The following is a 12,127-nucleotide window of genomic DNA, read 5'->3' as shown; positions in this document are numbered from 1 at the left end:
CGCCCATGGAACGGTGCGCGAGCCAACTGAACGTGGCTCGCGAACGAGCGGGGTCAGGCCTCGCAGCGGGCGACGAGCTCGGACGCCGTGCCGAGGTCGGCCGCGGGGTCGGCGGCCCCGGCGAGGGCCCAGAGCAGCAGGCAGACGCCGACGCAGCCGGGGTCGGGGGCGCCGAGGCCGCGCTCGCCGACGTAGCTCGCGCGGCCGATGCGGGCGACCACCCGGTACGTCGCGGCGGTGGTGGTCTCGGCGGCGCGGGTCGCCTCGGCGAGGTCGGCGGCGTCGAGCCCGGGCATCGCGGCGTGCAGCGCGTCGACGTCCGCGCGGTCGCCGCGCTCGGCCTCACCGACCCGCTGCACGGCGGCCAGCCCGGCGAGCAGGCCCACCGCCACGGCCGCGACGACGTCGGCGTCCTCGTGCACGGCGGCGGCGACGTCCTGCAGCAGCAGGCCGAACAGCGGGCCGGACGTGCCGCCGACCTCGTCGAGGAACACCGCGGCGGCGAGGTCGGCCGCGGCGCCGTCGTCCGCCCCGGTGGTGGCGTCGAGGCGGCGCACCACCCGGCGGGTGGCGTCGCGCAGGTTGTCACCGAAGTCGCCGTCGCCGCTCAGCTCGTCGAGGCGGGTGAGGGCTGCGTGCTGCTCCTCGACGGCGGCGGCCCAGCGGCGCAGCGCGGTCTCGAGCACGGTCACGACGTCCTCCCGGGGAACGCGGGCGTGACGCTGGGCGCCCGCCACAGGTCGAGCCAGCCGGGTGCGAGCCGGGTCAGCGTGAGCGAGAAGCCGTGCATGTCGAGCGCTGCGACGAAGGTGCCGACCAGCGAGTCGACGACGCGCAGCCCGTGCTCGGCCAGCAGCGGCTCGACGAGCTCGCGGACGGCGTACAGCTCGAGCGCGGTCGCCGAGCCGAGCCCGTTCACCAGCAGCAGCACGTCGGCGCCCTCGCCCGGCAGCCCGGCGGCCAGCCGCTGCACCAGGGTGTCGAGCAGGTCGGGCAGCTCGGGGCGCGTCACCGTCTGCTGCGCCCGCTCGCCGTGGATGCCGACGCCGAACTCGAGCTCGTCGTCGGCGAGGTCGAACGCCGCCCGGCCCGAGCGCGGGGAGGTCTGCGCCCGGCCGGCCACCGCCAGGCTGCGCGAGGCCCCGGCGACGGCGGTGCCGAGGTCGGCCAGCTCGTCGAGGCCCAGCCCGGTGTCGGCGGCCGCGCCGAGCAGCTTCTCGACCACGACCGTGGCGGCGGTGCCCCGGCGTCCGGTCGCCGTGGCGTCGCTCTCGGTGGCGAGGTCGTCGTCGACGAGCACCCGGCGCACCTGGATGCCGTCGTGGCGCAGCCGCTCGGCCGCGATGCCGAAGTTGATCCGGTCGCCGGTGTAGTTCTTCACCACGTGCACGACGCCGGCGGGTCCGGCGGCCGACCGGCTGGCCTCGAGCACCTGGCGGTTGTGCGGCGACGCGAACACCTGGCCGGGCGCGACGGCGTCCAGCATCCCGGTGCCGAGGAACCCGGCGTGCAGCGGCTCGTGCCCCGACCCGCCGCCCCCGACCAGCCCGACCCGGCGTCCGGACGCGCGGTGCCTGGCCCGCAGGTGCAGCGGCTCCTCGACGAGCTCGACCAGGTCGGCGTGCGCCCGCGCGAACCCGCGGCACGACACCGCGACCGCGTCGTCGGCGGGCAGGAAGGGACGGCTCACGCCCCCACCCTGGCCCCGCCCCCGCCGAGATGCGAGCAGCGGTTCACGACACGCCGTCCCGGTGAACCGCTGCTCGCACCTCGGCACCGGGCTGGGCCGGACGGGTGACACCCGGGCGGCGGCTCGGTGACCGCGGGGCCGCGGTCGATGACGGGTGCATGGTGTCCCTCCGCGTTCGCGCCCGCGTCGCCCGGCTGGTGGTCGCGGCGCTGCTGCTCACCCTGCTCGGCGCGCTGCCCGGCGGCGGGACGGCGGTGGCGTCGTCGGCGAGCGCCCGGGCGAAGGCGCTGCGGGCGAGCGACACGAAGTCGGCGTGCCTGTACTCCGCGCACGACCTGCGCCGGTTCCGCGCCCGCGAGCGGCAGGCCCGCACGACGATCAGCTGCGCCGGCGTCTACAACGACACCGCGCCCACCTGGGCCACCTGGCAGGACCCGTGGTTCGGGCACGCACCCGCCGCGCAGCCGCAGTACGACTGGGACGGCTGGGTGCGGGGCGGCACGGGTCGCTACCTCGTCATCACGCAGTCGATGGTGCCGGCGGGTGCGAGCCGGTCGTGGCGGGCGAGGGGCGCCTCCGGCGCGTACGACGCGCACATCCGCGCGCTCGGCCGCAACCTCGTGCGCTACGGCATGGGTGGCAGCGTCATCCGGCTGGCGCCCGAGGCCAACGCGACCTGGCGGTTCGACTCGATGGGCACCACGGCGGCCCAGCGCCGCGACTGGCTGCGCTACTGGCGGCACTTCGCCAAGGTGCTGAAGTCGGTGCCGGGGTCGCGGTTCCAGCTCGACTGGACGGTGCTGGCCGGTGTCGGCGTGCCGCTCGAGTCGATCTACCCGGGCGACGCGGCGGTCGACGTCGTGGGCGTCGACGTCTACGACTGGGCCTCGGGCTGGGTCGGACGCCGGCAGCCCGTGCGCTGGACGCACCAGTGGCGCTCGGCCACCGGGCTCGGCGAGGTCGTGCACCTGGCCGCCCGGCACCGCAAGCCGCTCGGCATCGGCGAGTGGGGGCTGGTGCCGAAGCGGCTGCGCGAGGGCGCCGGCGACGACCCGGCGTTCGCCCGCGAGCTGTCGCGGGTCGTGGCCGCGCACGTCACGCGTTACCAGAGCTACTTCGACAAGGACGTCGGCAACACCCTGTCGCTCGACCACGCGCCGCGCACCCGTGCCGTCTGGGCCGCGATGGCCCGCGCCTCGACCGCCCGGGCCCGGGCCCGCCACTGACCCGCGGGTCAGACCATCCCGAGGCGCGCCTTGAGGGCGTCGAGCTCGGCCACGAGCAGGGTCGGCAGCGTGTCGCCGAACCTCGCGAACCACTCCTCGATCTGGGGCACCTCGGCGCGCCACTCCTCGTCGTCGACGCGCAGGGCGACGGCCAGGTCGTCGGCGCTCAGGTCGAGGCCGTCGACGTCGAGCGACTCGGGGGTGGGCACCCGGCCGATGGGGGTCTCGACCGCCGCGGCCGTGCCGTCGAGGCGCTCGCAGACCCACTTCAGCACGCGGCCGTTCTCGCCGAAGCCCGGCCACACGAAGCGGCCCTCGTCGTCGCGGCGGAACCAGTTGACGTACAAGATCTTCGGCAGCTTCGCGGCGTCGGCGCCCTTGCCCACGTCGATCCAGTGCTGGAAGTAGTCACCGGCGTCGTAGCCGATGAACGGCAGCATCGCCATCGGGTCGCGCCGCACCACGCCCACCTGACCGGTGGCCGCCGCCGTGGTCTCCGACGACAGCGTGGCGCCCATGAACGTGCCGTGCACCCAGTCGCGCGACTCGGTGACGAGCGGCACCGTCGTGCGCCGGCGGCCGCCGAACAGGATCGCCGAGATCGGCACGCCGTCCGGGTCGTCGTACTCGGGGGCGAGGATCGGGCACTGCGAGATCGGGGTGCAGAACCGGCTGTTGGGGTGCGACGACGGCTCGTCGGAGGCCGGCGTCCAGTCGCGGCCCTTCCAGTCGGTGAGGTGCGCCGGGGGCTCGTCGGTCATGCCCTCCCACCACACGTCGCCGTCGTCGGTGAGCGCGACGTTCGTGAACACCGAGTTGCCCTGCTCGATGGCGCGCATGGCGTTCGGGTTGGTCTGCCACCCGGTGCCCGGCGCGACCCCGAACAACCCGGCCTCGGGGTTGGTCGCGTACAGCTGACCGTCGGCGCCGAACCGCATCCACGCGATGTCGTCACCCAGCGTCTCGACCGTCCAGCCCGGGATCGTCGGCTCGAGCATCGCCAGGTTGGTCTTGCCGCAGGCGCTCGGGAACGCGGCCGCCACGTAGCGGACGGTGCCGTGCGGGTCGGTGAGCTTGAGGATCAGCATGTGCTCGGCGAGCCAGCCCTCGTCGCGCGCCATCGCCGACGCGATGCGCAGGCTGTAGCACTTCTTGCCCAGCAGGGCGTTGCCGCCGTAGCCCGAGCCGTAGCTCCAGATCGCCCGCTCCTCCGGGAACTGCACGATGTACTTCGTCTCGCTGCACGGCCACGGGACGTCGTCCTGCCCGGGCTGCAGCGGGGCGCCGAGCGAGTGCAGGGCGGGCACGAACGGCGCGTCGGTCTCCTCGATGCGCTGCAGCACGTCGGTGCCGATCCGCGCCATCACCCGCATCGACGCGACGACGTAGGCGCTGTCGGTGATCTCGACGCCGAACATCGGGTGGCTCGACTCGAGGCTGCCCATGACGAACGGGATGACGTACATCGTGCGGCCGCGCATCGAGCCGCGGTACAGCTCGGTCATCGTGGCCTTCATCTCGGCCGGGGCGACCCAGTTGTTCGTCGGTCCGGCGTCCGCGGGGTCGACGCTGCAGATGAACGTGCGGTCCTCGACGCGGGCGACGTCGCCCGGGTCGCTGGCGCAGTGGAACGAGTTCGGCTTGCGGGAGGGGTCGAGGCGGGTGAACGTGCCGCGCTCGACGAGCAGGTCGGTGAGCTCGACCCACTCGGCCTCGGTGCCGGTCACCCAGTGCACCCGCTCGGGGGTGGTCAGCTCGGCGACCTCGTGCACCCAGGCCAGGAGGCCGGCGTGCGTCGTGGGCGGGCGCACGGTGGGCTCGGTGCGCACGGACGTGGTGTCGGCACTCATCGCAGCGTCTCCCCTTCGCGCGGTCGTCGTCGTCCGCGCCGGTTGCGTCGCCGGGGTGTCCGGCGGGCTGTTCGGTCACCGTAGACCCGGCATCCGGGCGCTCAGGGCCGGAAATCGGGCACTGCCCGGTGAGGTCCCTCACAGGCCCGGACGACGTTGCCGGGTTCTTGCGCGGGCCTGCCGTGACCTTGCGGATCGTGACGCAGGGTGACCGGACGGCCTGTGGGACGACCGCCCGGGTGAAATGCGCCCTCCGGCAACGAAAGTCCCGCTTCTGCGGGCAAGGTGACATTCTGGGATGTCGACATCTCGAGCATGTCCCCACGCCGAAGCCCTCGTCGCCTCGCTCCCGCCCTGCTCGCGCTCACCGCCCTGGTGTGCGCGGTGGCGGCCACCGTCGTGCCCGCGACCCCGGCGGCCGCGACCGCCCGTCCGGCCGCAGTCACCGCCGCCGCGCAGGTCGACCCCGCGACGCGCGACAGCAAGCTGGCGTGCGCCTACACCGAGAACGACCTCACCAAGCTGCAGCAGCTCGGGTGGATGCTCGGCCGGCAGCTCGACTGCGCCTCGGTCTTCGCCGACACCGCCCCCACCTGGGCGACGTGGGAGGACCCCTGGTTCGCGCACATGCCGATCGACCAGCCGCAGTACGCCTGGAAGAAGTGGCTCGACGCCGGCGGCCGCACGCTGGTGATCAGCCAGTCGCTGGTACCGAACGGCATCGACCCCGACTGGCGCGCCAAGGGTGCGGCCGGCGAGTACGACGACCACGTCCGCGCGCTGGCCCGCAACCTGGTGTCGTACGACATGGGCGGCTCGATCATCCGGCTCGCGCACGAGGCGAACGGCAGCTGGTCGTACGACTGGCTGGGCGACACCGCCCAGCAGCGCGCCGACTGGAAGGCCTACTGGGCCCGGTTCGCCGCGGTGATGAACTCCGTGCCCGGCGCGTCGTTCGAGTTCGACTGGACCGTGAACGCCGCCTCGCCCGCCGTCCCGTTCGACGACTACTACCCCGGTGACGCGGCCGTCGACGTGATCGGCATCGACCAGTACGACTGGGCGTCGGCGTGGGTCGGCAAGGCCCAGCCCGCCCGCTTCAGCTACCAGCGCTCGCTGGCGCTCGGGCTCGACGCGCTGGTCGCCTTCGGCAAGGCGCACGGCAAGCCGCTGAGCGTGCCCGAGTGGGGCCTGGTGCCGGCGTCGATCCCGGAGGGCATGGGCGACGACCCCGCGTACGCCGACCTGCTGGCCGCGGTCGTGCGCGACAACCCCACCCGGTACCAGTCGTACTTCGAGGTCACCGGCACCGTGAACCAGAAGCTGGCCGACTCGGCCGGCACCCGCGCCGCCTGGAAGCGCCACTACGGCGTCGGCGGCGACGCGTGGAAGCCGTCGCCGGTGCGCCCGATCGCCCCGACCCCGACGTACCCAGCGGTGCCGGCCGACCTCGACACGCGCACGCCGTGCCTCGACGAGTCGAGCAGCCTCACCACGCTGCAGACGGCCGGGTACCTGCTCGGCCGCACCCTGCCCTGCGCCGTGCTGCACGACGAGAACGCGCCGACCTGGGCCACCTGGAGCGACCCGTGGGTGACGCACATGCCCAGGGACCAGACGCAGTACCAGTGGGCGTCGTGGCTCGCGGCGTCGTCCGCCCGCACCGTGGTGCTCGCGCAGAACCTGGTGCCGGCCGAGGCGCCGGACGACTGGCGCACCCGCGGCGCCGCCGGCGAGTACGACGGGTACGTGCGCGACCTCGGCGCGAACCTGGTGGCCCGCGGCTTCGGACGGGCCGTCATCCGGCTGGCGCCCAAGGCGAACGGCGACTGGGCGAAGGACTCGGTCGGCAGCACCGCCGCCGACTGGAGCGCCTGGCGCAGCTACTGGGCGCGCGCCGCGAACGTCCTTCGGGCCACCCCGGGCAGCGACTTCGACGTCGAGTGGTCGCTGAACGCCGGCTACCGCAACCTGCCGCTCGACCAGATCTACCCCGGCGACCAGGCCGTCGACGTCGTCGGCATCTCGATGCTCGACAGCGCCCCGACCGCCGTGGGTGCCGCCCAGCCCGCGCGCTGGCAGTACCAGAAGGCGGTCGCCGGCGGCCTCGACACCCAGGTCGCCTTCGCCCGCACGCACGGCAAGCCGATCGCGTTCTCGGAGTGGGCCGCGCTGCCCACGAGCCGGGCGGACGGCGCGGGCGACGACGCGTACTACGCCGACCAGATCTCGGCCCTGGTGCGGGGTGTGCCCACCCGGTACCAGGCGTACGTCAACACCCCGAACGGGTCGGTGCTGCGGCTGCAGGACGCGTCCGGCGTCCGGGCGTCGTGGAAGCGGCACTACGGCGTCACCGGGGACGCCCTGCGCTGACGAGGTCGTCTTCCGTACAGTCTTGTGGGTGCACGCACCCGCCGGCTCGCCCCGACGCGCCCGGCTGGGGCTGCTGGTCGTGGTCGTCGCGGTGCTGGCGGCGGGGGTGGGCGCCGTGCTGGTGGGCCGGCCCGGTGCCGACGAACCGGCCGGCCCGGCGTCCACCAGGGCGTGCGTCTACACCTCGCACAGCATCGCCCGCCTGCAGCAGTTCTCGCAGCAGGTGGGGCACCAGTACGACTGCGCGCTGGTGTTCAACGACGTCGCCACCACGTGGCCGGCGCTGGTGAACCCCTGGTTCGTGCAGGGCGGGGACGCCGACAAGCGGTGGGACCAGTGGGTGCGGCAGAGCCCGTCGCGCCGGCTGGTGATCGCGCAGTCGCTGGTGCCCGGCCAGGCGCCGGAGGACTGGCGCGCCAGGGGCGCCGCGGGTGAGTACGACGCGCAGTTCGCCGCGCTGGGGAAGACGCTGGTGGCGGCCGGACTGGGTGACGCGACGATCCGGTTGGCGCACGAGGGCAACGGCACGTGGTTCAAGCACGACATCGGGGGGACGCCCCTCGAGCACCGGCAGTGGGCGACGTACTGGGCGCGGGTGGCCGGCATCCTGCACGCGACACCGGGTGCGAGCTTCCGCATGGACCTCACGGTGAGCGCGGGCTACCGGGTGGTGCCGCTCGAGCAGTGGTGGCCGGGCGACGACGCCGTCGACGTCGTGGGCGTCGACCAGCACGACCTCGGGGTGCCCGGCGTGCCGACCGAGCAGCCGGCCCGCTGGCGGTTCCTGATGTCGCAGGACGGCGGGTTCGAGGACGTCGCCGCCTTCGCCCGCGCCCACGGCAAGCCGGTGAGCGTGCCCGAGTGGGGGATCACGAACGCGGCGAGCTCGGGCAACGGCGACGACGCCTACTACGTGCAGCAGATGCTGCAGCTGTTCCGCCGCGAGCACGTGGAGTACCAGGGGTTCTGGGACAAGGCGGGTGCGCCGGGCGACCTCGCGATCAACCCGCGGTCGCTCACCGCCTTCCGCGCCGGCATCGGGCCGGCCACCACCGCCACCCCCTGAACGCGCGACGCCTCTGGGCGCGGGCGCCTAGTGGCGCCAGGTGACGCCCTCGGCCAGCACCGTGGCCGGGTTGCCACCGAGCAGCCGGCCGGGCTCGGCCCCGCGCGTGACGACGCTGCCGGCGGCGACGACGCAGTGCGCCCCCAGCCGGACGCCCTTGAGCACCGCGGCGCCCGCCCCGACCCAGCAGTGGTCACCGAGCGCGACCGGTGCCCGCTTGGGACGCTCGGACCCGCCGGGCCGCACGAGCTGGTGCACGTCGGTGTCGAGCACCCGCGCACCCCACGAGATCGCGCAGTCGCGGCCGATCTCGACCCGCTCCTCGCAGACCACCGACGCGCCGTCGTTCAGGAACGAGCCGGCACCGATCGCCAGGTGGGCGTCGTACCCGACGGTGACGGAGGCGCCGCGCATGAGCTGCACGCGCCCGTCGACGTCGAACTGCGACCGGGGGCGCATCCGCAGCACCGCGCCGGACGTCGTGTCGTGCGCCAGCCCGATCATCAGCACCGCACCGCGCGGCATGCGCACCGACGCCGTGCGGTGCACCCGCACCCGGCTGCCGCGGCCGACGAGCACCGGACCGCGCAGCCGCGCCGACCACCAGAGCGACTTGCTGAACGACAATCGCGACAGCACCTCGGCGTAGTACGACCTGGGCACGCGGTACCTCGCGGTCAGCGCCCCCTCCGGTGCGTCGGTGGTGGTCACGGCAGCTGCACCACGCGGTGACCGGCCCGGCGGCGCGCCGGCGCGGCGTCCGGCTGGGCGGCCTGCGGTCGCTTGCGCACGGTGAACCGTCGTTCGACGAGCGCGTGGAACGCCGCGGCGACCCCGACGGCGGCGGCCAGCCCGAGCACGACCTCGAGCACGAGGGGCAGCGGCTCGGCGAGGCCGAACGGCCGGATCGCCACCCGCCACACGATCTCGATCACCACGGCGTGCACGAGGTAGAGGCTGTACGAGCGGGTGCCGAGCCACACCAGCGGACGCCGGGCCAGCAGCTCGCGCACGGCGTGCGTGCCGCGCTCGCCGCGCGCCGTCCGCTGGATCAGCAGCGCCACCAGCGGGCCGAACCACAGGTCGTGCACGGGGGAGACCGGGTCGACGCCGTGCCGCACGGTGGCCACGGCGGCCAGCGCCAGGCCGACGGCGGCGACGGCGAGCAGGGTGCGCTCGTGCCGGCGGGCGCCGGGCTGCGCGGGCCGGGCGACGTACCGCGCGGAGACGAGCCCGAGCACGAACAGGCCGTACAGGCTGGGGTGCAGGCGCAGCAGCCAGCTGTCGCTCGGCCCGGTGATCACCGCGTAGACCGTCACGACGCCGACCGCCAGGACCAGCGCCGGCCACGCACCGAGCCGACGGCGCAGCAGCAGCACGAGCAGCGGGAACAGCAGGTAGATGTGCCACTCGACCGCGAGCGACCAGAACGCCGTGCTGCCGGCCGGGCCCTTCCACCACGCGTCCTGCAGCAGCAGCACGTGGCTCACCACCCCGAGGGGCCGGATCGGCACCGCGCCGTCCCACAGCGTGCCGATCGGCGTCGACAGCAGGGTCGCGCCGAGCAGCGCGCTCACCGCGACGGCCGCCCAGTACGTCGGCACGATGCGCCGGAACCGGCCGCGCCAGAACGCCTTGGTGCCGCCCGGCCAGCCGAGCCGCTCGCCGCGCCACGCGACCAGGCCGAGCGAGAAGCCCGACACCACGATGAACACCGAGACGGCGTAGTGGCCCAGGCCCATCCAGCTGGTGAGCCGCTGCCAGGTGGTCATGCCCTCGCGGGCGTCGAGGTAGACGGTGCTCCAGCAGTGCGCGACGACGACGAAGGCGGCGGCGAGGCCGCGGACGCCGTCGAGGAAGGGCAGCCGCCCGACCGACGGGCGCGCCGGCGCGACGTCGACGGGGTCGTCCTCGACGGCGGGGGCCGGGGTGGGCACGACGACCGGGGAGCCGTCGACGGGCGGGGCGACGGCGGTCGGTGCGTCCTGCCCGACCGGCTCGGCGGGGGTGCCCGACGTCGGGCCGCCGCGCCGGACGACCGCGAAGACGGCGAGGGCGACGACGACCGACGCCGACTGGCCGAGCAGCCAGGCCAGGCCGACGGCGGGGAGCCCGTGCGGGGCGGCCACCGCGACGGCACCGACGACGAGCAGCGCGTTGGTGGCGTTGAGCAGCACGTAGCTGCCGGAGCGCCCGAGGCTGTTGACGCAGACGTCGACGAGGTAGCTGGCGCCGGCGACCAGCGAGCCGAGCGCCATCCAGCGCAGGCAGGTGGTGGCGCCGCCGGCGTAGCCCGAGCCGAACAGGCCGAGGGCGAACGGCGCGAGCAGCAGCACCCCGACGACGCACGGCCCGAGCAGCGCGTAGGTGCCGACGGCCGCGCGCAGCACGTGCCGGCGCCGGTTGCCCGGGTCGGACGACAGCTCGGCGAACAGGCTCTGCGACAGCATCGCGGGCACGACGTTGAGCAGCCCGAGCAGCATCGCCGCGATGCCGAAGTGCGCGGCCGGCCCGGCCCCGAGGTCGCTGAGCACCAGCAGCGGCGTCACCGTGAGCGGCAGGATGCCGACGACCATGCCGAGGTGGTTGCCGACCGAGAACGACCAGGTGCCGCGCAGCACGGACGGGCGCACCCGCAGCGGGCGGGTCAGCCGCGGCCCGAGCAGCACCACGGTGAGCAGCGCCGCGGCCACCAGGCCGGCGAGGTTTGCCAGCGTCAGGCTCTCGACGCCGGTGACCGGCAGCACCAGCACGGCCGCGACCTTGGCCACGCCGCCGACGGTGTTCTTGATCAGCAGCAGGTGCGCCTGGCGCTGCGCCACGAAGACCGCGTCGCAGACCATGCCGGCGACGCTCAGCACCACGGTGGCCAGGCCGAGCAGCACCAGGCTGCCCGTCGTCCCACCGCGCAGCAGGGGCAGCGACCACGGCGTCAGCGTCGTGACGGCGACCACCAGCAGCCCGACCGCGCACGCGAACGCGGCCGTGGTGGCGACCAGCTCGCCGGTGCGGTCGGCCATGCGGGGCAGGAAGCGCACCAGCGCGTTGGGGAAGCCCAGGCAGCTCGCGGTGCTGACCAGCACCACCGCCGACAGCGTCGCGGTCAGCAGGCCGACGTCGCCCTCGACGTAGCGGCGGGCGGCCACGAGCCAGAACACCGCGCCGAGCGCGGACTGCGAGGCCGTGTTGGCCATGAGCATGAACGAGTTGCGGTACAGGCTGTCGCCGCCCATCGCCCGGGCGCGCCCGGCGACCTGTCGCAGCCTGGCCGGAGCCACCGTGGCGCTCATCGCCGCCTCCCTCGGGTGCGGACGTCGCGCACCGGCCGCGCGGGCGCACCGGCCGCGACGACCCACGGGGGCAGCTCGCCGCGCACGACGGAGCCGGCGGCCACGACGGTGCCCTCGCCGACGACCGCGCCGGGCAGCACGGTGACCGAGCGGGCGAGCCACACGCCGTCGCCGATCACCACGGGCGCGACGTGCACGCCCTCGCCGGGGTCGACCTCGTGGAAGTCGGTGTCGCACAGCGCGACGCCGTCGCCGACGTGCACGTGCGAGCCGATGGTCACCGACTGCTCGGCGTGGATCGTGGCGCCCTGGTTCACGAAGACCCGGTCGCCGATCGTCAGCTCGCCGCCGGGCGCGGTCACCAGCGAGGCGCGGGTCTGGACGCCGCGCACCGCGAACCGCTCGCCGACGCGCATCCGGCCGGCGTTGCGCAGGTAGGGCACCGGGCCCACGCACGACGGCAGCGGGCCGTGCTCGACGCCGTGCAGCCGCAGCGCGGTGACGGCGCGCACGAGCGCGACGCCGTACCCCGCGAGCTGCAGCCCGTGGGCGACGGCACCCCGCTCGGCGGCGGTGCGCAGCAGCTCGCTCACGGCGCCGCGCTCCCCACCGGCTCGCGGGCCGCGACCGGC

Annotated in this window: 9 protein-coding genes; 3 read left to right on the top strand and 6 right to left on the bottom strand. The window is 74.9% G+C overall.

Going from position 1 to position 12,127, the window contains the following annotated elements:
• Positions 1-53: 53 nt before the first annotated feature.
• Both ACYVI6_RS11165 and ACYVI6_RS11160 read right to left on the bottom strand, forming a co-directional pair.
• The gene (locus tag ACYVI6_RS11165) at positions 54-692 is read right to left on the bottom strand and encodes a DAK2 domain-containing protein (RefSeq protein WP_460446443.1); all 639 of its coding nucleotides are present in this window, start codon (positions 690-692) and stop codon (positions 54-56) included.
• On the bottom strand, positions 689-1,690 hold the full coding sequence (locus ACYVI6_RS11160) for a dihydroxyacetone kinase subunit DhaK (protein ID WP_460446442.1): 1,002 nt from the start codon (positions 1,688-1,690) through the stop codon (positions 689-691). Before ACYVI6_RS11160 ends, ACYVI6_RS11165 begins: the two co-directional genes overlap by 4 nt.
• A 158-nt stretch (positions 1,691-1,848) precedes the next feature.
• Here ACYVI6_RS11160 and ACYVI6_RS11155 point away from each other — a divergent pair, with 158 nt between their 5' ends.
• Complete coding sequence (locus tag ACYVI6_RS11155; protein ID WP_460446441.1) at positions 1,849-2,916, top strand: glycoside hydrolase family 26 protein; 1,068 nt, start codon at positions 1,849-1,851, stop codon at positions 2,914-2,916.
• 8 nt (positions 2,917-2,924) lie between these two features.
• On the opposite strand, the gene ACYVI6_RS11150 is transcribed toward ACYVI6_RS11155, so the two are convergent.
• Entirely contained in the window at positions 2,925-4,766 is a 1,842-nt protein-coding gene (locus tag ACYVI6_RS11150) for a phosphoenolpyruvate carboxykinase (GTP) (RefSeq protein WP_460446440.1), read from the bottom strand.
• Between the two features lie 315 nt (positions 4,767-5,081).
• Between ACYVI6_RS11150 and ACYVI6_RS11145 the strand changes: the two genes are divergently transcribed.
• Positions 5,082-7,139 carry a glycosyl hydrolase gene (locus ACYVI6_RS11145; RefSeq protein WP_460446439.1) on the top strand — a complete coding sequence of 686 codons (2,058 nt, stop codon included), beginning with the start codon at positions 5,082-5,084 and terminating at the stop codon, positions 7,137-7,139.
• A gap of 28 nt (positions 7,140-7,167) precedes the next feature.
• A complete protein-coding gene (locus ACYVI6_RS11140) occupies positions 7,168-8,205 on the top strand; it encodes a glycoside hydrolase family 26 protein (protein ID WP_460446438.1) in 1,038 nt (345 codons plus the stop codon).
• A gap of 27 nt (positions 8,206-8,232) precedes the next feature.
• Here ACYVI6_RS11140 and ACYVI6_RS11135 read toward each other — a convergent pair whose 3' ends face one another.
• The 3 genes from ACYVI6_RS11135 to ACYVI6_RS11125 all read right to left on the bottom strand — a co-directional run.
• The gene (locus tag ACYVI6_RS11135; protein ID WP_460446437.1) at positions 8,233-8,916 is read right to left on the bottom strand and encodes an acyltransferase; all 684 of its coding nucleotides are present in this window, start codon (positions 8,914-8,916) and stop codon (positions 8,233-8,235) included.
• Positions 8,913-11,495 carry an acyltransferase family protein gene (locus tag ACYVI6_RS11130; RefSeq protein WP_460446436.1) on the bottom strand — a complete coding sequence of 861 codons (2,583 nt, stop codon included), beginning with the start codon at positions 11,493-11,495 and terminating at the stop codon, positions 8,913-8,915. The genes ACYVI6_RS11135 and ACYVI6_RS11130 overlap by 4 nt, the downstream gene beginning before the upstream one ends.
• Positions 11,492-12,127, bottom strand: a 636-nt coding sequence (locus ACYVI6_RS11125) for an acyltransferase (protein WP_460446435.1), incomplete at its 5' end; no start/stop codon positions are given. The genes ACYVI6_RS11125 and ACYVI6_RS11130, both read right to left, overlap by 4 nt.

The sequence above is a fragment of the Angustibacter aerolatus genome, from assembly GCF_054776675.1.
This window is presented reverse-complemented; position numbering and strand designations above follow the sequence as displayed.